Below are 23,418 nucleotides of genomic sequence, written 5' to 3'. Positions count from 1 at the left end.
CATCCAGGCACCATCACCACCGACACGGTGCCGCCCATAGCGAACCGGAGCATCATGACCCTCGCCGACCGCCTCCCCGCGAAGCCCGCCCTCGAGGGCCTGGAGGGCACGTGGGGCCTCCGCTGGCAGACCGACGGGACCTACCGGTTCGACCGCACCGGCCTCACCCGGGCCGACGTGTACTCGATCGACACCCCGCCGCCCACCGCGTCCGGGTCGCTGCACATCGGGCACGTCTTCTCCTACACGCACACCGACGTCGTCGCGCGGTTCCAGCGGATGCGCGGCAAGAGCGTCTTCTACCCGATGGGCTGGGACGACAACGGCCTGCCCACCGAGCGCCGCGTGCAGAACTACTACGGGGTGCGCTGCGACCCGACGCTCCCCTACGAGCCCGGCTTCACGCCTCCGTTCGAGGGAGGCGACAACAAGAGCAGCAAGGCCGCCGACCAGAAGCCGATCTCGCGCCGCAACTTCGTCGAGCTGTGCGAGCGCCTCACCGTCGAGGACGAGAAGCAGTTCGAGGACGTCTGGCGGGCCCTCGGCCTGTCCGTCGACTGGTCGCAGAGCTACCGGACCATCGGCGACGAGTCGCAGGCCGCCTCGCAGCGCGCCTTCCTCCGCAACCTCGCCCGCGGCGAGGCCTACCAGGCGCAGGCCCCGACGCTCTGGGACATCACCTTCCGGACCGCCGTCGCCCAGGCGGAGCTCGAGGACAAGGACCAGCCCGGCGCCTACCACCGCCTCGGCTTCCACCGCGACGGCGGCGAGGACGTCTTCATCGAGACGACCCGTCCCGAGCTGCTGCCGGCCTGCGTCGCCCTCGTCGCGCACCCCGACGACGAGCGCTACCAGGCGCTGTTCGGCACCACCGTCCGCACGCCGCTCTTCGACGTCGAGGTCCCGGTGCTCGCGCACCACCTCGCGCAGAAGGACAAGGGCTCGGGCATCGCGATGATCTGCACCTTCGGCGACATCACGGACGTGGTCTGGTGGCGCGAGCTCGACCTGCCCAACCGCGCGATCATCGGCTTCGACGGCCGCCTGATCTCGGAGGCTCCCGCCGCGATCACGAGCGATGCGGGCCGCGCCGCCTACGAGCAGCTCGCCGGCAAGACCGTCTTCTCCGCGAAGCAGGCCGTCGTGGCGCTGCTGAAGGAGTCCGGCGAGATGGTCGGCGACCCGCGCCCCATCACGCACCAGGTCAAGTTCTTCGAGAAGGGCGACAAGCCGCTCGAGATCGTGTCGACCCGCCAGTGGTACATCGGCAACGGCGCTCGCGACGCGGTGCTCAAGGAGCGCCTGCTGGAGCTCGGCCGCGACGTGCGCTTCGTGCCGGAGTTCATGCGCGTCCGCTACGAGAACTGGGTGAACGGCCTCTCCGGCGACTGGCTGATCTCGCGCCAGCGCTTCTTCGGCGTGCCGATCCCGGTGTGGTACCCGCTCGACGGCGACGGCAACCCCGTCTTCGACTCCCCGATCGTGCCGGACGAGGCGGCGCTGCCGGTGGATCCCTCCAGCGACCCGGCCCCCGGCTACACGGAGGACCAGCGCGGAGCGGCGGGCGGCTTCCAGGGCGAGCTCGACGTGATGGACACCTGGGCGACCTCCTCGCTGACCCCGCAGCTCGCGGGCGGCTGGGAGCGCGACGACGAGCTCTGGCAGCTGGTCGCTCCCTACGACCTGCGCCCGCAGGGCCAGGACATCATCCGCACCTGGCTCTTCTCGACCCTCCTGCGCTCGCAGCTCGAGGACGGCCGCGCCCCATGGAGCACGGCGACCGTCTCCGGCTTCATCGTCGACCCCGACCGCAAGAAGATGTCGAAGTCGAAGGGCAACGTAGTCACTCCCGCCGCGATGCTCGAGCAGCACGGCTCGGACGCGGTCCGCTACTGGGCCGCCTCCTCGCGCCTGGGCACCGACGCGGCCTTCGACCCGCAGAACCCGACGCAGATCAAGATCGGCCGCCGACTGGCGATCAAGATCCTCAACGCGGCGAAGTTCATCCACGGCTTCCCGCTCGCCGAGGGCGCCGAGGTCACCGACCCGCTCGACCTCAGCATGCTGGCCACCCTCGACACCGTGGTCGCCGACTCGACGACGGCGCTCGAGAACTACGACCACGCCCGCGCCCTCGAGACGACCGAGGCGTTCTTCTGGACGTTCTGCGACGACTACCTGGAGCTGGTGAAGGAGCGCGCCTACAGCGAGGACGGCGGGTCCGCCGCGGCCGCCCTGCACCGGGCGCTCGACGTCCTCCAGCGCCTCTTCGCGCCGTTCCTGCCGTTCGCGACGGAGGAGACCTGGTCGTGGTCGCACGACGACTCGGTGCACCTGCGCCCCTGGCCGGCCGTCGAGGGCCTGGGGGGCGACCCCGCCGTCCTGGCCGCGGCGAGCTCCGTGCTCACGGCGATCCGACGCGCGAAGACCGATGCGAAGGCCTCGCAGAAGACGCCGGCCCGCTCCGCCCTGGTGACGGCGCCCACCGAGCTCGTCGCGTCTCTCCGGCTCGCCGCGGGAGACCTCGCGGCCGTCGGCAGGATCGCGGCGCTCGACTTCGCCGAGGGCGACGCCCTCGCCGTGAGCATCGAGCTCGAGACCGAGGCGTAGAGCCGCTCCCGGGAGGCGGGAACCGTCCCGCCTCCCTCCCCACCGTCGAGAGGACCCCTCCCATGCAGCTCGGAACCCGCTGGGCGGTCGGCCAGGTGCCGCCGCAGACCCTCCCCGAGATCGTCGTGACCGCGATCGGCGACGTCGAGGGCGAGCTCGCCGGCTCCGGCACGGCGACCGCCGACTGGCGCTGGACGCTCACCTGGCTCGAGGGCAAGCCGGTCCTCGAGCTCGACGACGGCACGACGATCACCTACCGTCCGGAGGAGGACGCTGCCTACATCACGCAGCCGCAGGGCCGCGTGGAGGGCGAGGACGACGACGACTGGGGCTGACGACCCTTCGCGGCGCAGTCGCCGAGCCCGGCGCGCGCGCGTCCTGCGGTCCTCGGCCGGAGTCCTCTCCCCTGCTCGCGCTCTAGGCTCGCAGGATGAGCGCTCCCGATCCCGTCGCCGTCCTGCTCGATCCGAGCGGACTCCCCCACGGGCTCCCCGACTTCGCCGCCGTCGACCCCGAGGCCTACCGCCCGGCGTTCCTCGAGGCCCTCCGCCGGCACCGCGCCGAGATCGACGCGATCGCCGGCGCCTCCGAGCCGCCGACCGTCGAGAACACCCTCGTCGCCCTCGAGCGGGCGGGTCGCGAGCTGCGCCGGGTGAGCGCCGTCTTCTTCACCGTCGCCGCCTCCGACCGCACCCCGCTCACCGACGCTCTGGAGGCCGAGCTCGCTCCGCTGCTCTCCGCCCACAGCGACGCGATCAGCCTCGACCCGCGCCTGTTCGCCCGGCTCCGAGCCCTCGCCGAGCAGTCGCCGGAGCTCGATCTCGACGCCGAGACGGCCTACCTCCTCGAACGCAGGATCACGGGGTTCGAGCGCTCCGGCGCGCTCCTCGACGACGCGGGGAAGGCACGGCTCGGCGAGCTGAACGAGCAGCTCTCCACCCTGACCACGCGCTTCGAGAAGGACCTGCTCGCCGAGTCGAACGACCGGGCCGTCCTCCTCGACGACGTCGCCGGCCTCGACGGCCTCGACGAGTCCGACGTCTCGGCCGCCGCGCGCGCCGCCGCCGACCGCGGGGTCGACGGCTGGTTGATCACCCTGCCCCTCTACTCCGGCCACCCCTGGCTGGCGCGTCTGCGCGACCGCGGCGTCCGCGAGCGCGTGCTGCGCGCCTCCACCGGCCGCGGTGCGGAGGGCGGGCCGCACGACACCACCGCGACTCTGCAGCGGATCGTCGCGCTGCGGGCCGAGCGCGCAGCCCTGCTGGGAGCGGCCTCGCACGCCGAGTTCGTGATCTCGGGCCAGACCGCGGGCTCGCCGGAGCGCGTCCTGTCGCTGCTGCACGAGCTCGCCGCTCCCGCCGCCCGGAACGCGAGGATCGAGCTCGAGCGGATGCAGGCCTCCGCCGATGCCGAGCAGGACGCCGCCGGATCGCCGCGCTTCACGATCGAGGCGTGGGACCGCGCCTACTACGAGGAGCGCGTGCGGTCGGCGAGCTACTCCGTCGACTCCAGCGCGCTCCGTCCCTTCTTCGAGCTGGAGCGGGTGCTCCGGCACGGCGTCTTCGCCGCCGCCACCGGTCTGTACGGGATCCGCTTCTCGGAGCGGAGCGACCTGGCCGGCTACAGCGAGCACGTGCGCGTGTTCGAGGTGCACGAGGAGGACGGGACGCCGCTGGGCCTGTTCCTGCTCGATCCCTTCACCCGCGACTCGAAGCGCGGCGGGGCGTGGATGAACTCGCTCTCCAGCCGCACCTCGCTGCTCGGCGACTCCGCCGTCGTCGTGAACAACCTGAACCTCTCGGCTCCGGGCCCGGGCGAGCCCGCCCTTCTCAGCCTCGACGAGGTGGAGACGCTCTTCCACGAGTTCGGCCACGCCCTGCACGGCCTGTTCGCGAGCACGCGGTATCCGCGTTTCGCCGGTACCGCGGTGTTCCGGGACTTCGTCGAGTTCCCGAGCCAGGTGAACGAGACATGGGTGCTTCACCCCGGGCTCCTCGCCGAGTACGCCCGCCACGTCGAGACCGGCGAGGCGCTGCCCGCGGGGACCGTCGAGCGCCTCGAGGCGTCCGCGCTGTGGGGCGAGGGCTTCGCGACGAGCGAGTACCTGGCGTCCGCCCTGCTCGATCTCGCCTGGCACTCCCTGCCGGCCCCGGTTGAGCCGCGCGACGCGGCCGCCTTCGAGCGCGACGTGCTCGACGCCGCCGGCCTCCTCCTCCGCGCCGTGCCGCCCCGCTACCGCAGCACGTACTTCGCGCACGTCTTCTCCGGCGGCTACTCCGCGGGCTACTACTCCTACATCTGGAGCGAGATCCTCGACGCGGACACGGTCGAGTGGTTCGAGGAGAACGGCGGCCTGGACCGCTCGGCGGGCGAGCGCTTCCGCCGCGGGGTGCTCGAGCTCGGCGGCTCCCGGGATCCGCTCGACGCCTACCGCGCGTTCCGCGGGCGGGATGCGCGGACCGAGCCGCTGCTGGCGCGCCGCGGCCTCCTCTAGCGGCGCCGGGGGACGAGCCAGGCGAGGAGGACGAGTCCCACGACCAGGCCCCAGAAGGCCGAGCCGATCCCCGCGATGGTCGTGCCGGAGGCGGTGACCAGGAGCGTCGCCGCCCCCGGCAGCCGCAGCCGCGCGTCCTCGACGGCGGCCTGCACCGCCGACACGAACACGCCCAGCAGCGCCAGCCCGGCGACCGCCTCGATCAGCAGCGGGCTCGCGGAGGACACCAGTGCGGCGGCCGCTCCGGCGAACACGCCCAGCACCAGGTACGAGGCGCCCGCCGAGACCGAGGCGACCCAGCGCTGCTCCGGCCGCGGAGACGCCTCGGGACCCGCGGTCAGCGCGGCGCTGAGCGCGGCGTAGTTGATCGGCACTCCGCCGAAGACCGCCGAGATCCCGGAGAGAGCGCCTGTCGAGACGATCCCGGGTCGCGAGTGCGCCGCGTAGCCGAAGCTCGACAGCACCGCGATGCCCGGGATGTTCTGCCCCGCCATGGTGACCACGTACAGCGGCAGGCCGATCCCGACCATCGCTCCGATCTCGAACACGGGCGCGACGAACTGCGGCACGGGGAGCAGCGGGGCACCGGCGAGAGCCGCGCCGTCCGTCACGATCAGCAGCACGATCGCCAGGGCGATCGCGGCCGGCACCGCCCAGCGGGGCAGGAGCCGCAGGAGCAGCAGCCAGAGCAGGATCACCGGCAGCGCGAGCGCGGGGATCTCCACCGCCGCGCGTACCGGCGCCAGCACGAGCGGGAACAGGATGCCCGCGAGCATGGCGTTCGCGAGCGGCCGCGGGATGCGCGCCACGAGCCTCCCGAGCGCCGGCCACAGCCCGGTGACCACCAGCAGAGCGGAAGCGACCAGGAACGCGCCGACCGCGCGGTCGAAGCCGCCGGGAAGAGTCGCGGTCGCGGCCAGCAGGGCGGCGCCCGGCGTGCTCCAGGCGAAGGTCATCGGCACGCGGTAGCGGATGCTCAGCGCGATGCAGAGGACGCCCTGCAGGACGCAGACGGCGAGGAGGCCCGAGGCGGCCTGCGCGTCCGTGGCGCCCACCGCGACCACCCCGGCGAGAACGATCGCGAACGAGCTCGAGAAGCCGGTCAGGGCGGCGACGATCCCGGCGAGCAGCGGCTGGACGATGGCGGAGCCTCCCGGAGGATCGACCGGCACCGAGGCGACCGGACGCACCGTCGGCGCGCTCCGCCAGGTTAGGGAAGCCGGAGCGGCCCGCCCGACGATCCGCCGGGCCAATCGCGGTGAACTGGCGCGGCGGGGCGGGGAGCGACTAGGCGCTCTTCTCCTGGCGACGGGGGGCGTGGGGCACGATCGTCGGAGCCGCGTTGTCGAGCACCGCAGCGCGGGTGACCACGACGCGGGCCACCTCGTCCGAGGAGGGCACCTCGAACATGATCGGGCCGAGCACCTCCTCGAGGATCGCGCGCAGTCCGCGAGCGCCGGTCTGACGCAGGACCGCCAGGTCCGCGATCGCCTCGAGAGCGCCCCGGTCGAACTCGAGCTCGACGCCGTCGATCTCGAACATCCGCTGGTACTGCTTCACGAGCGCGTTGCGCGGCTCGGTGAGGATCTGCATGAGCGCATCCTGGTCGAGCTGGGTGACCGTCGTGACGACGGGGAGGCGCCCGATGAACTCGGGGATCAGCCCGAACTTGTGCAGGTCCTCCGGGAGGACCTCGCTGAAGATGTTGATCTCGTCCTCTTTGCTGTGCAGCGGGGCGCCGAAGCCGATGCCGCGCTTGCCCGCCCGGGACGAGATGATGTCCTCGAGTCCGGCGAAGGCGCCGGCGACGATGAAGAGGACGTTCGTCGTGTCGATCTGGATGAACTCCTGGTGCGGGTGCTTCCGCCCGCCCTGCGGGGGCACGGAGGCGACGGTGCCCTCGAGGATCTTGAGCAGCGCCTGCTGCACACCCTCGCCCGAGACGTCGCGCGTGATCGAGGGGTTCTCGGCCTTCCGCGCGATCTTGTCGACCTCGTCGATGTAGATGATGCCGGTCTCGGCCCGCTTGACGTCGTAGTCGGCGGCCTGGATCAGCTTGAGGAGGATGTTCTCCACGTCCTCGCCGACGTAGCCCGCCTCGGTGAGGGCCGTGGCGTCCGCGACCGCGAACGGCACGTTGAGGCGCTTCGCGAGGGTCTGGGCGAGGTAGGTCTTCCCGCAGCCCGTGGGGCCGATGAGCAGGATGTTGCTCTTGGCGATCTCGACCTCGTCGTGGATCGCATCGGCGGCGGTGATGGTGTTGCGGGCGCGCACGCGCTTGTAGTGGTTGTACACGGCGACGGCGAGCGTCTTCTTCGCCTGCTCCTGCCCGATCACGTACTCCTCGAGGAAGCCGAAGATCTCCTTCGGCTTCGGGAGGTCGAACTCGTGGCTCGTCTCCTCGCTCGACTCGGAGAGGCGCTCCTCGATGATCTCGTTGCAGAGCTCGACGCACTCGTCGCAGATGTAGACGCCCGGTCCCGCGATGAGCTGCTGGACCTGCTTCTGGCTCTTGCCGCAGAAGGAGCACTTCAGCAGGTCGGCGCTTTCGCCAATACGTGCCACGGGGATGCCCCACTTCCTTGTCGTGCGTCTGTCGTGCGTCGGTCGGGTCGTGCTCCGGAACCCGGGGCTCCGGCGAGTGCGAGCGGGACGGGCCCCCTGGCACTGCTCCGAGCCTAGCCGCTGAGCCGCGGGGGCTCGGCAGGCGGGCCGGATTCGCCGTGCCTTGCGCCTCGGGTGGCGCTTTGCTACGGGAACCGCGGACGCAGAGAGGGGCCGGGCGGCGGATCGCTCCGCCACCCGGCCCCTCCCGGACCACCTACGCCGTGAGAGCCGGCAGGCTCTTGCGGCTGGTGAGCACCTGGTCGATCAGCCCGTACTCGAGCGCGTCGCTCGCGCCGAGGATCTTGTCGCGGTCGATGTCCTTCTTGACCTGCTCGACCGAGCGGTTCGAGTGGTGCGACAGCGTCTCCTCGAGCCACTCGCGCATGCGCATGATCTCGGCGGCCTGGATCTCGATGTCCGAGGCCTGGCCTCCGCCCTGCTGCACGGCGGGCTGGTGGATGAGGATGCGCGCGTTCGGCAGCGCGAGGCGCTTGCCGGGCGTTCCCGCGGCGGTGAGCACGGCGGCGGCCGAGGCGGCCTGGCCGAGCACGACCGTCTGGATGTGCGGGCGGATGTACTGCATCGTGTCGTAGATCGCCGTCATCGCGGTGAAGGATCCACCGGGCGAGTTGATGTACATGACGATGTCGCGGTCCGGATCCTGGCTCTCGAGCACGAGGAGCTGGGCCATGATGTCGTCCGCGGAGGCGTCGTCGACCTGGACTCCGAGGAAGATGATGCGGTCCTCGAAGAGCTTGGCGTACGGGTCCTGGCGCTTGTAGCCGTAGGCCGTGCGCTCCTCGAACGTGGGGAGGATGTAGCGCGAGGACGGTGCGGCTCCGGAGCCGAACGCCGTTCCGCCGAAGGTGGGTGTGGTCATTGTCTGTTCCTGATCTCTCGGCGCGTTCGCTGGACTACTCGTCGATGGCGGTACCGCCACCGCCGGCCACGTCGGTCGCCGACGAGCGGATGTGGTCGACGAAGCCGTAGGCGAGGGCCTCCTCGGCGCTGAACCAGCGGTCGCGGTCGCCGTCTTCGTTGACCTGCTCGACGGTCTTGCCGGTCGCCTTGGCGGTGATCTCGGCGAGGCGCTTCTTCATGTCGAGGATGAGCTGCGCCTGGGTCTGGATGTCGGAGGCCGTGCCGCCGAAGCCGCCGTGCGGCTGGTGGAGGAGCACCCGCGCGTTCGGGGTGATGTAGCGCTTGCCCTGGGTTCCGGCGGTGAGGAGCAGCTGGCCCATGGAGGCCGCCATTCCGATGCCCACGGTCACGATGTCGTTCGGGACGAACTGCATCGTGTCGTAGATCGCCATGCCCGCGGTGATGGAGCCGCCGGGCGAGTTGATGTAGAGGTAGATGTCCCGCTCGGAGTCCTCGGCTGCCAGGAGCAGGAGCTTCGCGGCGATCTCGTTCGCGTTCTCGTCGCGCACCTCGGAACCGAGCCAGATGATCCGGTCCTTGAGCAGGCGGTCGAAAACACTGTTGGGCATAACCATGTCGGCCATGTATTGCTCCGTTTCAGTTGTCGCTTCGGAGGCGAATCTATCGGACGCCGCCAGGCCGATCCGGCCGTGTTCGCCGGGGGCGGAGCGGGAGTCGCCCGTGTTCGCCCGGGGCGGACCGGAGCCCTGCAATGGCAGGAGCCGCCCTCCGACGGATCGGGGGGCGGCTCCTGCCGTGCTCGCGGTGACTACTCCGCGGCCGGGGTCTCCTCGGCGGGAGCGGCGGCCTTCTTCTTGGCCGGCGCGCGCTTCTTCTTGGGGGCCGGGGCGGGCTCCTCCTCGGCGGCGGGCTCCTCGGCGGCGGGCTCGGCGGGGACCTCGGCGTCGGCGGCGGCCTGGGCCTCCTCCGCGACCTCGGTCTCGTCCGAGGCGACGGCCTCGTCGGAGGCCTCGACGGCCTCGTCGTCGCCGGGGACCGCGGTGAACGCGGCCAGGTCGACAGCGTTGCCCTCGGTGTCGGTGACCTTCGCCTTGCCCAGGACGATCGCGAGCGCCTTGTTGCGGGCGACCTCGCCGACCATCTGGCCGATCTGATTGTTCTCGGACAGGATCTTGATGAACTCGTTCGGCTCCATGCCGTACTGCGCCGCACCCTGGATGAGGTACTGCGTGAGCTCGTCCTGGCTGACCTGGACCTTCTCCTGCTCGACGACGTGGTCGAGGAGGATCTGGGTCTTGAAGGTCTTCTCGCTGGCCTCCTTGACCTCGGCGCGGTGCTCGTCGTCCTCGAGGCGGTTCTCGCCCTCGAGGTGGCGGTGCACCTCGTCCTCGACGAGCCCGGCGGGCACGGGGACCTCGACGAGGGCGAGCAGCGCCTCGACGAGCTTCTCGCGGGCCTCGCCGCCCTGGCCGAAGGTCTTCTGCTGAGCGGCCTGCTCCTTGAGCGACTCGCGCAGCTCGGCGATGGTGTCGAACTCGCTGGCGATCTGCGCGAAGTCGTCGTCGGCCTCGGGGAGCTCGCGCTCCTTGACGGCGGTGAGCGCGACGGCGATCTCGGCCTGCTCGCCGGCGTGGTCGCCGCCGAGCAGCGGAGCGGTGAACGTGGTGCTCTCGCCCGCGGTGAGGGAGTCGAGCGCCTCGTCGATGCCCTCGATCAGCTCGCCCGAGCCGAGCTCGTAGGAGATGGCGTTGGCGGTGTCGACCTCGACGCCGTCGATGGAGGCGACCAGATCGATCTGCGCGAAGTCACCGGTCTTCGCCGGGCGGTCCACGGTGACCAGGGTGCCGAAGCGGCTGCGGAGCTTGTCCAGCTCGGCGTCGACGTCGGCGTCGGTGACCTCGGCCGCCTCGACGGTGAGCTCGATGCCGTCGTAGTCCGGGACGGTGATCTCGGGGCGCACGTCGACCTCGATGGCGAGCTCGAGGTCGCCGGTGAAGTCCTTGTCGCTCGGCCAGGCGACGATGTCCGCCTGCGGGCGGCCCAGGGGGCGCACCTCGGTCTCGCGGACGGCCTCGCGGTAGAAGCCGTCGAGGCCCTCGTTGACCGCGTGCTCGAGCACCGCGGCCTTGCCGACGCGCTGGTCGACGATGGCGGGCGGGACCTTGCCCTTGCGGAAGCCGGGGACGTTGATCTGCTCGGCGATGTGGCCGTAGGCGTGCGTGATGCTGGGGCCGAGCTCGTCCGGGGTGACCGAAATCGCGAGCTTCACGCGGGTCGGGCTCAGCTGTTCTACCGTGGTCTTCACGTGAGGGGATCTCCTGTGCTGGTTGGTGTCGGCGCCGGATGACGGTCGTCACGGGTCGATGTCGTCACGATGAGTACTCGTGGTCGGGGCGACAGGATTCGAACCTGCGACCTCCCGCTCCCAAAGCGGGCGCTCTAGCCAAGCTGAGCTACGCCCCGGATGCGCGGGCCTGGGCACCGTGCGTGAGACTCTCGTCGAGCCGTCCCCGCACGTGCGCTTGCGCGACACGCCGAAATGGCCTTCGCAAGTGTACTGCACCGCGGCAGCGGCGGCCGGAACCGCGCGGCGGCGGCCGACCGGGTGTCCACGGTGCTCGCGCGATGTACTACGCTGTCCTGGTGCCCGGTCGAGAGACCCGGTCGCACCGGTTCGCAGTCGTCAGGCCGCCGATCCGGGGCTGTAGCTTAGTGGTAAAGCCTCTGTCTTCCAAACAGATGATGCGAGTTCGATTCTCGTCAGCCCCTCTCCTCTCGAAGAGCCCCGGATGTCCGGGGCTCTTCGTCGTTCCGGGGCGGTCCCGGGCGTGCTCAGCCGACCGCGCCGCGGTGCTCCTCCGTCAGGGCGAGGTACGAGGCGGCGTTGCGGCGGATGCCCTCGCGCTCCTGCTCCGTCAGCTCCCGCCGCACCCGTCCGGGCACACCCGCCACCAGCGAGCCCGGCGGGACGACCGTCCCCTCGAGGACGACGGCGCCCGCGGCGATCAGCGAGCCGGTGCCGATGACGGCCCCGTTCAGGACGGTCGCGCTCATGCCGACCAGCACGTCGTCCTCGAGGGTGCAGCCGTGCAGCACGGCGTTGTGCCCGACCGAGACGCCGGCGCCGATGACGGCGTCGTAGTCGGCGTCGACGTGGACGACGACGCCGTCCTGGAGGTTGCTGCCGGCGCCGAGCTCGATCCGCGCGTGCTCGGCGCGCAGGACGGCGCCGTACCAGACGCTCGCCCGCTCCCCCAGGCGCACGGACCCGATCACGGTGGCCCCCGGGGCGACCCAGGCGCTGTCCGCGATCTCCGGGGAGCGTCCCCCGGTCAGGGCGAGGACGCGGGCGCCCTCTGCAGGACTCGACGGCATCGGGTTCTCCTCTTCTCCGGTGGTCAGCGCCCGGCGCGCAGGAAGGCGAGGACGGCCAGCACCCGCCGGTGGTCGGAGCCCGAGTCCTCGAGCCCGAGCTTCTGGAAGATCGCGGTCACGTTCTTCTCCACGGCCCCCACGCCGACGAAGAGAGCGGAGGCGATGCCCGCGTTCGTGCGCCCCTGGGCCATCTGCTCCAGCACCTCCCGCTCCCGCGGGGTCAGCGAGGCGAGCGGGTCGCGGTTGCGCTGCAGGAGCGAGGCGACGACCTGGGGGTCGAGGACGGTCCCGCCCGCCGCGACGCGCTCGACGGCGTCGCGCAGCTCCTCCACGGAGGCGACCCGGTCCTTCAAGAGGTAGCCGAGTCCGCCGTCGCCGGAGCCGAGCAGCTCCTGTGCGTAGGTGACCTCGACGTACTGGCTGAGCAGCAGGACCGACACGCCCGGGTAGCGGCGGCGGATCTCCAGCGCCGCGCGGACGCCCTCGTCGCGGAAAGTCGGCGGCATCCGGACGTCGAGCACGGCGACGTCGACCGCGGCCGGGTCCCGCGCCAGATCGGCGAGCAGGGCGTCCGCGTCCCCGAAGGCGCCGACGGAGGCGAACCCCGCGTCCTCGAAGAGGCGGACCAGGCCCTCGCGCAGGAGGACCGAGTCCTCGGCGATGGCGACGCGGATCACGGGCACGCCCTCAGGATAGGACGGCCGGGCGGTACGGGACGTGCACCCCGACCGTGGTCGGTCCACCGACCGGCGACTCCACGCTCAGGGTCCCGCGCAGGCCCCGGACGCGCCCGCCGACCCCTTCGAGGCCGTGACCGGCGACAGGCGCCGCTCCGCCGACTCCGTCGTCGACCACCCAGGCGTCGAGCCAGCGCTCCCCCGGAGTGCCGGAGTCGCGGGTGTCGAGATGCAGCCGCACCGAACGGGCGCGGGAGTGCTTGGAGGCGTTGGCGAGCAGCTCGGCGACGACGAAGTAGACGCTGCGCTCGACCTCGGGCGGGACGTCCGCCACGGGGTTCTCGGTGAGCACCTCGACCGGCACCGGGCTGAGCTCGGCGAGCGAGTGAACCGCCGCCTCGAAGCCCCGGTCCTGCAGGATCGGCGGCGCCACTCCGCGGGAGAGGGCGCGCAGCTCGTCCAGTGCGGCGCGCACGTGCTCGCGAGCCTCGTCGACCAGCCGCGCGGCGGACTCCGGGTCGGCGGCGAGCCGGTTGCGGGCCGAGGCCAGATCCATCTGGACCCGGATCAGGCGCTGCTGCGGGCCGTCGTGGATGTCGCGCTCGAGCCGACGCAGCGCGCGGTCCTCGGCAGCGACGGCCGCACCGCGGGAGGCGCTCAGCTCGGCGACCTCGCGCTGGAGCGCCTCCGACTCCCACGGGCCGAGCAGGAGGCGGTCGACCAGCCAGTGCAGGAGGGAGAGGCCGCGGGTGGCGAACGGCAGGGTCGAGACGAAGAGGACGGTCGTGGCGACCGTCGCCGCGGCGACCAGTCCCGCCGGCGGCTGCGGGGCGCCCAGCAGAGCGGCTCCGTTCTCGGCCAGCAGGCGGGCCGGACCGGGGGCTCCCGTGAGCGCGGCCGCCACCGTGCCCAGGCCCGCCCAGGTCCACAGCGCGAGGAGCAGTCCGGACAGCAGCGCGAGCACCGGAGCCACGACGAGCGTGTGCAGGAGAGCGAGCCAGTAGTGCCCGTCGATCACCGGACCGTAGAGGGCGAAGGTCGACGGGGTGACGGAGGAGGGCGGTCGCCGCCACTGCGGCCGGGGGACGGCGGGCCGTCCGGCCAGCAGGTCGAGGCCGACGGCGGCCCGCGAGAAGAAGCGCGCCGTGTAGAGGGCGGCGGGCAGGAACACCAGGCCGATCAGGACTCCGACGAGCCCGAGCGCGACGGCCAGCGCGACACCGGCGCAGAAGGCGCCGAGCAGGGCGACCGGGATCGCGGCGACCAGTGCGAGCACCTCCCGGGGCAGTCCGCGCCACAGCCGGAGGTAGGCGCGCGCAGCCTCGCCGAGGGCCGTCGATGCTCCGCTCATCCGCGCCTCCCGTCCGCTCCCGCCGCCGCCGCGACCCGGTCGAGCGTACCGGCGGCACGGCTCCGGGCGCCCGGGGGGAAGCCCCCGTGACACCCCTCCACGACCGAGGTGAGCCTGTCCTTCGCCCGACTGAGCCGAGCCTGCGCTTCCTTGCGGCGCCGAGGGATCTGCGTACTGTTGACGATCAGTCACCCCCTCTCGAAAGGACCAGACGATGTCCACCACGTCCGTCACGTCGCTCACCTCGTCGAACCCGGATGTCGCATCCGGAGTCGCCCAGTTCCTCAGCCCCGTCGTCGTCGAGATGACCGCGCTCGCCGTCAACGGCAAGCAGGCGCACTGGCACGTCCGCGGTGCCAACTTCATCGGCGTCCACGAGCTGCTCGACGCGATCGTCGGCCGCGCCATCGAGTGGGCCGACCTCGCCGCGGAGCGCGTCGTCGCCCTCGGCCTCCCGGTCGACGCCCGCATCCAGACCGTCGCCTCGGCGACGCGGTCCGAGCCCCTCACCCCCGGCTTCCAGCGCTCCGAGAACGCGATCGTCGAGATCATCCGCCAGATGGACACCGCCATCGCGACCGTCAACACGGCGATCGCGGAGCTCGCCGAGATCGACGCGAGCAGCCAGGACGTCGCGATCGAGATCGGCCGCGGCCTCGAGAAGGACCGCTGGTTCCTCTTCGCCCACGTCAGCGAGAGCTGAGCGCCACGCCTCGACCGGCCCGCGGATCCTCGGATCCCGCGGGCCGTCGTCGTTCCCGGGCCCGTCCGCGCGATCCGGAGCAGCCGGAGTCGCGTCGGGCGCGGGTCAGCCGCCGTGCGTGAAGCGGCCCGCCAGGAGGGTCGCGGCGACCGGCATGGATCGGAGGGCTCCCGCGTCGGCGGCGAGCGGATCGCGGTCGACCACCACGAGATCGGCGGGATCGCCGGCCGCGGGCGTGAGCCGGCGCACCCGGGTCGAGGCGACGATCGCCTCCTCGACGCTCACCCGCTGCTCCGGATGCCAGGGCTCGTCGCCCGGCAGCGCCCGCGCGACCGCGGCCGAGATCGCGACCCACGGGTCGAGCGGAGCGACCGGAGCGTCCGAGCCGAGCACCACGCGGGCCCCGGAGTCGAGCAGCGAGCGCAGCGGGAACGCCCGGCCGGTCCGTCCCGGCCAGTACCGCTCCGCCACCTCGCGGTCGTCGAGCGCGTGCGCGGGCTGCACTCCGGCCTCCACGCCGAGCGCGGCGAACCGCGGAAGGTCGGTCTCCGCGAGCAGCTGAGCGTGCTCGATCCGGCCCCCGCCGACCCGGCCGAGGGCATCCAGGGCCAGCGTCGCCGCGGCGTCGCCGATCGCGTGCACCGTGGAGCGGATGCCGCCCGCGGCCGCGCGGGCGAGCAGCTCGTCGAGCTCGGCCGGCTCCACGGTGAGCACGCCGTAGCCGTCGTGATCGGCGTAGGGGTGGGTGCAGTAGGCGGTCCTCGTGTTGAGGGAGCCGTCGATCAGGACCTTGAGCGGGCCCATCCGCAGCAGTCCGGCGCCGCCGTCGAGCTCGTCCCCCGTGCGCAGTCCCTCCGCGAGGGCGCGCTCGAGGTGGTCGCGGTAGACGCCGGTGTCGACGCGGAGGGAGCGCGTCCCGCGGGCGACGCGCCGGGGCCAGTCCCCCGCGTTCCAGCGCATCTCGAGGTCGACGACGCCGACCACTCCGCGAGCCGCCGCACGCCGGGCCGCCGCGTCCGCGAGCGCGTCGAGTTCGTCGTCGCCGAGGGCGCCGAGTGCGGTGACGAGCTCGAAGCAGGCGTCCTCGCGCAGCAGCTCGGGCTCGGGAGCGACGGCGTACCGACGGTACGCCGCGGAGTTCAGCCAGGCGCAGTGCAGGTCGCCGCTGATCAGCACGACAGGCCGCTCGGAAGACACGTCGTCCAGGAGCGCGGTCGTCGGCGGCTCCGGCCAGAGCCCGTCCCGGAAGCCGAAGCCGATCAGCGTGCCGGTGCCGGGCTCCTCCGCCAGGCGACGTCGGACCGCGTCCGCTGTTCCCCGGGCCGAGTCCTCCGATGAGACGTCCAGGCGCGGGGCCGTCATCGCCCACTGCGAGAAGTGGACGTGCTCGTCCCAGAGGCCGGGGAGCACCCAGCGCCCGTCGAGGTCGCGCACCTCGTCGCCCGGGGCGGCGGCAGCGTCCGGTCCGACCGCTTCCACGCGGCCGTCGCGCAGGAGGACGGCACCGGGTCGGGACGAGCCGAGGAGGCGGGCGCCCCGCAGCAGGAGACCGCCGGTCATCGGGCGGCCTCGCGGAGCGCGGCGGGGACCGGTCGCGGAGCGCGGGACAGGGGCAGTGCCCCTCCACCGGCGCTCACGACTGGCACACCGGGCACCAGTAGAGCTTGCGCGCGCCGATCTCCTCGAGCAGCACGTTCGTGCCGCAGACGCGGCAGGGCAGGCCCTCGCGCTTGTAGACGTAGTTGCGCTCGGCCCGGCTGCGGACGGCTCTCGAGCGCTCCGTCTTCGTGAGGCCGCGGCGGGTGATCATCATCCCGGTCCGGATGCCGTCCTCGAGCAGGTCCGCCCAGTCGCGCCACAGCTCCTGCGCGAGCTCCAGCGGCACCTGCTTGCCGGGAGTGTGCGGGTCGAGGCCGGCGCGGTAGAGCAGCTCCGCCCGGTAGATGTTGCCGATCCCGCTGACGACGGACTGGTCCATCAGCACCAGTCCGACCGGCGTCGCCGTCCTGCGGAGCCGGTTCACGAAGCGGTCGCGCGCCTCGTCGGAGTCGTCGTCGGCCGGATCCGGACCGAGGCGGGCGAGGAGGGCCTCCACCTGGGCGGGGTCCATCACCTCGCACGCGGTGGGACCGCGCAGGTCGGCGACGGTCTCCTCCGTCATGATGCGCACGCGCACCGCGCCCACGGGCGGCGGGGGGAACTCGTCGAGGTCGGAGTCGGTCTCGTGCTCCGTCTCGGAGAGGCGCACGGCGCGGCGGCGGCGCGGAGCCCCGATGCTGCTGCCGGCCTTGCCGTCCGGGAACAGCGGCGAGACGTGTCCGAGGAAGTCCCACGCGCCGTAGAGGCCGAGGTGGACGTGCAGCGTCAGGTCGCCCTCGAAGCGCAGCAGCAGGTGCTTGCCGACGGCCGTGGACTCGAGGACCTCGCGCCCGTCGAGGAGCGCGGCCCCCTCGGCGAAGCGGCCCTGGGGGCTGCTGGTCGAGACGCGGTGCCCGACGACGTCGCGCTCGAACTGCAGGGCGATCCGGTGGACGGAGTGCCCCTCGGGCACTCAGCGCTCCTTCGCGGCGGAGTCGACGACCCGGCCGGCGATGTCGCCGGTGGCCTCGTACTCGGCGAGCTGCGCGATGCGGCGCACGTGGCGCTCCTCGAAGGTGAAGGGCTCGGCGACGAACGCGTCGATGAAGCCGGTGGCCTCCTCGACGGAGTGCTGGCGCGCCCCGATCGAGATGACGTTCGCGTCGTTGTGCTGGCGGGCCAGCACGGCGGTGCTCAGGTTCCAGACGAGGGCGGCGCGCACGCCCGCGACCTTGTTCGCCGCGATCTGCTCGCCGTTGCCCGAGCCGCCGAAGACGACGCCGAGTGCCTCGACCCCCGCCTCCTGATCGCGCACGACCGCGGCGGCGGCGTTGATGCAGAAGGACGGGTAGTCGTCCAGCGGGTCGTACGACGTGGGGCCGTGGTCGATCACCTCGTGACCGGCGGCGCCGAGGTGCTCGATCAGGTGACGGCTGAAGTCCAGCCCTGCGTGGTCCGTGGCGATGTGGATGCGCACGAGAGAACTCCTCCGGAAGAGCCGTCTGGGGCCCGCGGTGCCCGGGCCGGGAGCCAGAGTACCGCGGGTCGGCTCAGTCGAACCGCGGGTCGCGGGTCCGCGAGCGCTTGAGCTCGAAGAAGCCGTCGAAGGAGGCGGCCGCGACGATGCCGTCCCAGAGCGTCAGCGCCTGCTCCCCCCTCGGGATCGGCGAGATGACGGGGCCGAAGAAGGCGACGTCGCCGATCGCGATGACCGGGGTGCCGACGTCCTGGCCGACCCGCTCGATCCCGTCGAAGTGGGAGGCGCGCATCGGCTCGTCGTACTCGTCCGAGTCGGCGTACGCGGCGAGCTCCGCGGGCAGCCCGAGCTCGGCGAGCGACTCGGCGATCACCGCGTCGGTGTCCGTGCGGCCGCCCGGATGGATCCGGGTTCCGAGCGCGTCGTAGAGCGGCTTCACGTGCTCGCGGCCCTCGCGCTCGGCGACGGCGGCGACCAGGCGCGTGTAGCGCAGCGCGCGCGGGAGGAAGGCGCGGTACGAGTCGTCCACGTCCTTGTCCTCGTTCAGGACGGCGAGGCTCATGATGTGCCACTGCACGTCGAGGTCGCGGGCGGGGGTCACCTCGTCCACGAATCGCGAGGTCATCCAGGCCCACGGGCAGGAGGGGTCGAACCAGAAGTCCACAGAGGTCATGGGGACACGGTACGCCGCTCGCCGCGGCCGCGTCCGCGCTCCCCGGCGGCTCCGCAGGATCGTCCTCACGGAGACTCCACGGCTGGTCCCGGCAGCCCTAGGGTGGATCGGCGGCGCCCCCACCCCGGCGCCCGCGGCAGCGCCCGAGACGAACGGATGGAGCACCCCCGTGCCAGGAGACAACCTCACCCGGAGCGAAGCGCAGGAGCGCGCCTCGCTGATCCGGGTCCACGACTACGACATCGCCCTCGACCTGACCCGTGGCGCCGAGACCTTCCTCAGCACGACCACCGTGCGCTTCTCCGCCACCGAGGGCGCCTCGAGCTTCATCGACGCCGTCACGGGCACCGTCCACTCCGTCACCCTCAACGGCGCGGAGCTCGACCCGGCCGACGTCGCCGACGGCGTCCGCATCCGCCTCGAGTCCCTGGCCGCGGACAACGAGCTCACCGTCGTCGCCGACGCGCTCTACACCAACACCGGCGAGGGCCTGCACCGCTTCGTCGACCCGGTCGACGGCGAGGTGTACCTCTACTCGCAGTTCGAGGTGCCCGACTCCCGCCGCGTCTTCGCGGTGTTCGAGCAGCCGGACCTCAAGGCCGAGTTCCGCTTCACCGTCACCGCGCCCGCGCAGTGGCGGGTCGTGTCGAACCAGCCCACTCCCGAGCCGGTCCCGGCGGGCGAGGGGATCGCGACCTGGAGCTTCGAGCCGACCCCGCGCATCTCCTCCTACATCACGGCCGTCGTGGCCGGCCCCTACGTGGTGGAGACCGACTCGCTCGTCTCCTCCGACGGCCGCACCATCCCGCTGGGGGTCTTCGCCCGGGCCTCGCTCGCGCCCTTCCTCGACGCCGACTACGTGTTCGAGAAGACGAAGCAGGGCTTCGCCTTCTACGAGGAGAAGTTCGGCGTCCCGTACCCGTTCGCGAAGTACGACCAGCTGTTCGTCCCCGAGTTCAACGCGGGCGCGATGGAGAACGCGGGAGCGGTGACCTTCACCGAGACCTACGTGTTCCGCTCGAAGGTGACGGACGCGATCAAGGAGCGCCGGGTCGTCACGATCCTCCACGAGCTCGCCCACATGTGGTTCGGCGACCTGGTCACGATGAAGTGGTGGAACGACCTCTGGCTCAACGAGTCGTTCGCCGAGTACGCCTCCACCCTCGCCACCGCGGAGGCGACGGAGTGGACCGAGGCGTGGACCACCTTCGCCGCGATGGAGAAGAGCTGGGCCTACCGCCAGGACCAGCTGCCCTCGACCCACCCGATCGTCGCGACCATCACCGACCTCGAGGACGTCCAGGTCAACTTCGACGGCATCACCTACGCGAAGGGCGCGTCGGTCCTCAAGCAGCTCGTCGCGTGGGTCGGCGAGAAGGAGTTCCTCGCGGGCGTCCACGAGTACTTCGTCAAGCACGCGTTCTCGAACACGGAGCTGCGCGATCTGCTGGTCGAGCTCGAGGCCACCAGTGGGCGCGACCTCACCGAGTGGTCGGCGCAGTGGCTCGAGACGGCGGGCGTGAACACGCTCCGCCCGGAGATCGCGGTCGACGAGAGCGGATCCATCGCGTCGTTCGCGATCCTGCAGAGCGCGGTCGAGGAGTACCCGACGATCCGCCCGCATCGCCTCGCGATCGGCCTGTACGACTTCGAGGGCGAGCGCCTCGTCCGCGTCGACCGCCTCGAGCTGGACGTCGACGGGGAGCGCACCGAGGTGCCCGAGCTGATCGGCCGCACCCGTCCGGCGCTCGTGCTGCTCAACGACGACGACCTCGCCTATGCGAAGGTCCGCCTCGACGAGGCCTCGCTCGCCGTGGCCGTCGAGCACCTCGCGAGCATCGAGAGCCCGCTGGCCCGCTCGCTGGTCTGGGGCTCGGTCTGGGACTCGACCCGGGACGCCGAGTCGGCGCCGCGCGACTTCGTCCGCCTCGTCCTGGGCAACATCGCCACCGAGACCGAGTCCACGACCCTCCGGACGGTGCTCAACCAGCTCGTCTCCACCGCCACCCAGTACGTCGCTCCGGAGTACCGGGCCGAGGTCGTCGAGGAGGCGGGCGATCAGCTGTGGACGCTCGCGCAGAGCGCCGAGCCGGGCAGCGACGCGCAGTTCCAGTTCGTCAAGTTCTTCGCCGCGATCGCGTCGACCCCGGCGCACCTCGAGGCCGTGCAGGCGCTGCTCGACGGCTCGACCGCGCTCGACGGCCTCGACATCGACACCGACCTCGGCTGGGAGCTGCTGATCGCTCTGGTCGCCGGCGGGCGGGCCGACGCGGGCGACATCGACGCGGCGCTCGCCTCGGACAACACGGCGACCGGCCAGCAGTCGGCCGCGCACGCCCGTGCCGCGCTGCCGACCGCGGAGGCGAAGCGCGCGGCCTGGGACTCGGTCACGGCCGACGACTCGGCGCCGAACACGATCGTCCGCTCGACGGGCCTGGGCTTCCAGCGCGCCGCCGACCCGCATCTGCTCGACGCGATGGTGCCGGTCTACTTCGACGCCCTCCGCTCCCTCTGGGAGTCGAAGAGCTACAAGATCGCCGAGTACCTGGTCGTCGGCTTCTACCCGGCCGCCACGCCCTCGCGGGAGATCGTCGACGCCACCCGCGCGTGGCTCGACGCGAACCCGGAGGTCCCGGCGCTGCGCCGTCTCGTGATCGAGAACCTGGCCGGCGTGGAGCGCGCGCTCCGCGCCCAGGAGCGGGACGCCCGGGGCTGACCCGGAGCGGTCCGGTCCCCCGGCGCTCGGCGCTGCGGGACCGGACGGCGCTCGCCGCGCCTCCGGCGCCTAGCGCTGCGGGACAGAGCGGCGCTCCGGCCCGTCGTAGGCGGACAGCGGCCGGATGAGCGCGTTCGAGCCCCGCTGCTCGATCACGTGGGCGGTCCAGCCCACCACGCGCGCCGCGACGAACAGCGGCGTGAAGATCTCGGTGTCGAACCCCATCAGCCGATAGGCGGGGCCGGACGGGTAGTCGAGGTTCGGCAGGATCCCCGTCCGCTCGGCCATCGCCTCGGCCAGAGCGTCGTAGAGCTCCATGAGCTCGCCGGCCCCCTCGTGCTCGGCGAGCCGCCGGAGAGCGGCGTCCATGGTCGGCACCCGCGAGTCGCCGGACTTGTAGACCCGGTGGCCGAACCCCATGACCTTCCGGCGCTGCCCGAGAGCCTCGGCGAGCCACTCGCGGGACCGCCGGTCCGCCTCCGGTCCGGTCCCGACCTCGTCGAGCACGTGCAGCACGGCCTCGTTCGCCCCGCCGTGGAGCGGGCCCTTGAGCGCTCCCACGGCGGCGGTCACCGCGGAGTAGACGTCCGACAGCGTCGACGTCACGACGCGGGCCGTGAAGGTCGAGGCGTTGAAGGAGTGCTCGGCGTAGAGCACCAGGGAGACGCGGAACGCGTCGACGACGACCGGCTCCGGCACCTCGCCGAAGGTCGTCCACAGGAAGTTCTCGGAGTAGTCGAGGTCGTCGCGCGGCTCGATCGGCTCGAGACCGCGCAGGCGGCGCTGGGCGTAGGCGACGATCGCGGGCAGCGCCGCCCAGAGCCGCACGGAGCGCTCCAGCACGGCCTCGGGAGCGTCGGCGTCCGCATCCTCGTCGAGGGCGCCCAGGACGCTCACCGCCGTCCGCACCACGTCCATCGGATGCGCCGACAGCGGCAGCAGGTCGATCACGGTGCGCACCTCGGGGGCCAGGCCGCGGTGGGACCGCTCCACGGCGGCCAGCCCGGCCGCCTCCTCCGCAGTCGGGAGCTCGCCGTGCCAGAGCAGCCAGGCCACGTCCTCGAACGAGGTCCCCGCCGCGAGCTCCTGCACGGGGTAGCCGCGGTAGAGCAGTGAGTTCGACGCCGGGTCGACCTTCGAGACGGCCGTCGTGTCGACGACGACCCCCACGAGTCCCTTGCGGATGTCCTGATCGGTCGTGCTCATCCTTCGCTCCTTCGCGAGAGGCGGGCGGCGGCGCCGGGGGGCGCCGCCGGTTCGTGCGGGTCGGCGCGCTCAGGCGCCGTAGTGGTCGGCGAGCGAGAAGTCGAAGACGCTCTCGTCGAAGCGGCTGTAGGACGCGTAGTCGAGGAGCTCGTAGAGCTCGGCGCGCGTCTGCATGCCCGGGACCTCCGAGCGGAGCGACCCCTCGGCCTTGAGGGCGTCGAGCGCCCGCATCGCGGCCCCCATCGCGATCCGGAGCAGCGAGACCGGGTGGATCACGACGTTCACGCCGACGTCGGCGAGCTGCTGCGCGGTGAACAGCTCGCTCTTGCCGAACTCGGTCATGTTGGCGAGGATCGGCACGTCGATCGCGGCGCGCACGGCCTCGAACTCGGACAGGTCGCGCATCGCCTCGGGGAACACCGCGTCGGCTCCGGCGTCGACGAGGCGCTTGGCGCGGTCGATCGCGGCAGGCAGGCCGTCGAGGGCGCGGATGTCGGTGCGGGCCATGATCACCAGATCGGAGTCGCGGCGCGCGTCGACGGCCGCCGCGATCCTCCGCACCGACGTCGCCTCGTCGACGACGGCCTTGCCGTCCAGGTGCCCGCAGCGCTTGGGGTTCACCTGGTCCTCGATGTGCAGCCCCGCCACTCCGGCGTCCTCGAGCATCTGCACCGTGCGCGCGACGTTCAGCGGCTCGCCGAAGCCGGTGTCCGCGTCGACGAGGACCGGGAGGTCGGTCAGGCGCGCGATCTGCTGCGAGCGGCCGGCCACCTCGCTGAGCGTGGTGAGCCCGATGTCCGGGAGCCCCAGCTCGGCCGAGAGCACGGCGCCCGAGACGTAGATCCCGTCGAAGCCCTTCGCCTCGATGAGGCGCGCGGAGAGCGGAGTGAACGCGCCGGGCAGCTGCAGCAGCTCGCCCGAGGCGAGGCGCTCGCGGAAGAGGCGGCGCTTCTCGGCGGGAGTCCGGGTGGAGTGGAGCATCGGGCGTCCTTCCCAGGGCGGTGTCCGGGTCCGAGCGGGCCCGCTTCGAATCTATACGCGCTCGGGGCCCGTGCACCCGACTCGGAGG

General features: G+C 72.3%; 19 protein-coding genes and 2 tRNA genes. 6 read left to right on the top strand and 15 right to left on the bottom strand.

Going from position 1 to position 23,418, the window contains the following annotated elements; translation table 11 throughout:
• Positions 1 to 54: 54 nt before the first annotated feature.
• The 3 genes from valS (at position 55) to C5D44_RS00675 (ending at position 5,104) form a co-directional block, all read left to right on the top strand.
• A complete protein-coding gene (valS, locus tag C5D44_RS00685; RefSeq protein ID WP_104280552.1) occupies positions 55 to 2,610 on the top strand; it encodes a valine--tRNA ligase in 2,556 nt (851 codons plus the stop codon).
• A 62-nt stretch (positions 2,611 to 2,672) separates the two neighbouring features.
• A complete protein-coding gene (locus C5D44_RS00680) occupies positions 2,673 to 2,945 on the top strand; it encodes a hypothetical protein (RefSeq protein WP_104276056.1) in 273 nt (90 codons plus the stop codon).
• Positions 2,946 to 3,040: 95 nt separating this feature from the next.
• On the top strand, positions 3,041 to 5,104 hold the full coding sequence (locus C5D44_RS00675; RefSeq protein WP_104280551.1) for a M3 family metallopeptidase: 2,064 nt from the start codon (positions 3,041 to 3,043) through the stop codon (positions 5,102 to 5,104).
• Here C5D44_RS00675 and C5D44_RS00670 read toward each other — a convergent pair.
• The 6 genes from C5D44_RS00670 to C5D44_RS00645 form a co-directional block, all read right to left on the bottom strand.
• Complete coding sequence (locus C5D44_RS00670; RefSeq protein WP_104280680.1) at positions 5,101 to 6,276, bottom strand: benzoate/H(+) symporter BenE family transporter; 1,176 nt, start codon at positions 6,274 to 6,276, stop codon at positions 5,101 to 5,103. The genes C5D44_RS00675 and C5D44_RS00670 overlap by 4 nt on opposite strands.
• Before the next feature lie 115 nt (positions 6,277 to 6,391).
• A complete protein-coding gene (clpX, locus tag C5D44_RS00665) occupies positions 6,392 to 7,669 on the bottom strand; it encodes an ATP-dependent Clp protease ATP-binding subunit ClpX (RefSeq protein ID WP_104280550.1) in 1,278 nt (425 codons plus the stop codon).
• A gap of 256 nt (positions 7,670 to 7,925) precedes the next feature.
• Positions 7,926 to 8,591 carry an ATP-dependent Clp protease proteolytic subunit gene (locus tag C5D44_RS00660; RefSeq protein ID WP_104280549.1) on the bottom strand — a complete coding sequence of 222 codons (666 nt, stop codon included), beginning with the start codon at positions 8,589 to 8,591 and terminating at the stop codon, positions 7,926 to 7,928.
• A 34-nt stretch (positions 8,592 to 8,625) separates the two neighbouring features.
• Positions 8,626 to 9,216 (bottom strand): ATP-dependent Clp protease proteolytic subunit, encoded by a 591-nt coding sequence (locus C5D44_RS00655; protein WP_097165884.1) that lies wholly within the window; start codon positions 9,214 to 9,216, stop codon positions 8,626 to 8,628.
• 185 nt (positions 9,217 to 9,401) lie between these two features.
• Positions 9,402 to 10,898, bottom strand: coding sequence for a trigger factor (gene tig, locus C5D44_RS00650; RefSeq protein WP_104280548.1), 1,497 nt, complete (start codon positions 10,896 to 10,898; stop codon positions 9,402 to 9,404).
• 80 nt (positions 10,899 to 10,978) lie between these two features.
• Positions 10,979 to 11,056, bottom strand: a tRNA-Pro gene (locus C5D44_RS00645).
• A gap of 235 nt (positions 11,057 to 11,291) precedes the next feature.
• On the opposite strand from C5D44_RS00645, the gene C5D44_RS00640 reads away from it, so the two are divergent.
• Positions 11,292 to 11,362: transfer RNA gene (locus tag C5D44_RS00640), tRNA-Gly, on the top strand.
• Positions 11,363 to 11,425: 63 nt separating this feature from the next.
• Here C5D44_RS00640 and C5D44_RS00635 read toward each other — a convergent pair.
• From C5D44_RS00635 to C5D44_RS00625, 3 genes are read right to left on the bottom strand one after another with little or no spacing between them, the layout of a single operon-like run.
• A complete protein-coding gene (locus tag C5D44_RS00635) occupies positions 11,426 to 11,968 on the bottom strand; it encodes a gamma carbonic anhydrase family protein (RefSeq protein WP_104276051.1) in 543 nt (180 codons plus the stop codon).
• A 23-nt stretch (positions 11,969 to 11,991) separates the two neighbouring features.
• Positions 11,992 to 12,651: a response regulator transcription factor gene (locus C5D44_RS00630; RefSeq protein WP_104276050.1), complete on the bottom strand. Its 660-nt coding sequence runs from the start codon at positions 12,649 to 12,651 to the stop codon at positions 11,992 to 11,994.
• A gap of 4 nt (positions 12,652 to 12,655) precedes the next feature.
• Complete coding sequence (locus C5D44_RS00625; protein WP_104280547.1) at positions 12,656 to 13,996, bottom strand: histidine kinase; 1,341 nt, start codon at positions 13,994 to 13,996, stop codon at positions 12,656 to 12,658.
• A gap of 214 nt (positions 13,997 to 14,210) precedes the next feature.
• On the opposite strand from C5D44_RS00625, the gene C5D44_RS00620 reads away from it, so the two are divergent.
• The gene (locus tag C5D44_RS00620) at positions 14,211 to 14,699 is read left to right on the top strand and encodes a Dps family protein (RefSeq protein ID WP_104276048.1); all 489 of its coding nucleotides are present in this window, start codon (positions 14,211 to 14,213) and stop codon (positions 14,697 to 14,699) included.
• 105 nt (positions 14,700 to 14,804) lie between these two features.
• On the opposite strand, the gene C5D44_RS00615 is transcribed toward C5D44_RS00620, so the two are convergent.
• From C5D44_RS00615 to C5D44_RS00600, 4 genes are all read right to left on the bottom strand, one after another.
• Positions 14,805 to 16,259 carry an amidohydrolase gene (locus C5D44_RS00615; protein WP_104276047.1) on the bottom strand — a complete coding sequence of 485 codons (1,455 nt, stop codon included), beginning with the start codon at positions 16,257 to 16,259 and terminating at the stop codon, positions 14,805 to 14,807.
• Between the two features lie 73 nt (positions 16,260 to 16,332).
• Positions 16,333 to 17,250, bottom strand: coding sequence for an Fpg/Nei family DNA glycosylase (locus C5D44_RS00610; protein ID WP_104276046.1), 918 nt, complete (start codon positions 17,248 to 17,250; stop codon positions 16,333 to 16,335).
• A complete protein-coding gene (locus C5D44_RS00605; RefSeq protein ID WP_104276045.1) occupies positions 17,251 to 17,754 on the bottom strand; it encodes a ribose-5-phosphate isomerase in 504 nt (167 codons plus the stop codon).
• Positions 17,755 to 17,827: 73 nt separating this feature from the next.
• Entirely contained in the window at positions 17,828 to 18,427 is a 600-nt protein-coding gene (locus C5D44_RS00600; protein ID WP_104276044.1) for a DsbA family protein, read from the bottom strand.
• Positions 18,428 to 18,596: 169 nt separating this feature from the next.
• On the opposite strand from C5D44_RS00600, the gene pepN reads away from it, so the two are divergent.
• Entirely contained in the window at positions 18,597 to 21,143 is a 2,547-nt protein-coding gene (pepN, locus tag C5D44_RS00595) for an aminopeptidase N (RefSeq protein ID WP_104280546.1), read from the top strand.
• A gap of 69 nt (positions 21,144 to 21,212) precedes the next feature.
• Here the strand turns inward: pepN and C5D44_RS00590 are convergent, their stop codons facing one another.
• Together C5D44_RS00590 and prpB are read right to left on the bottom strand one after the other, a co-directional pair.
• Entirely contained in the window at positions 21,213 to 22,349 is a 1,137-nt protein-coding gene (locus tag C5D44_RS00590; RefSeq protein ID WP_104280545.1) for a bifunctional 2-methylcitrate synthase/citrate synthase, read from the bottom strand.
• Positions 22,350 to 22,418: 69 nt separating this feature from the next.
• Complete coding sequence (gene prpB / locus C5D44_RS00585) at positions 22,419 to 23,330, bottom strand: methylisocitrate lyase (RefSeq protein ID WP_104276041.1); 912 nt, start codon at positions 23,328 to 23,330, stop codon at positions 22,419 to 22,421.
• Positions 23,331 to 23,418 lie beyond the last annotated feature (88 nt).

Source organism: Rathayibacter sp. AY1B5 (genome assembly GCF_002932795.1).
In the GTDB taxonomy this organism is placed as follows: domain Bacteria; phylum Actinomycetota; class Actinomycetes; order Actinomycetales; family Microbacteriaceae; genus Rathayibacter.
Note: the sequence above shows the minus strand (reverse complement) of the source record. Positions and strands in the feature narration are given on the sequence as shown.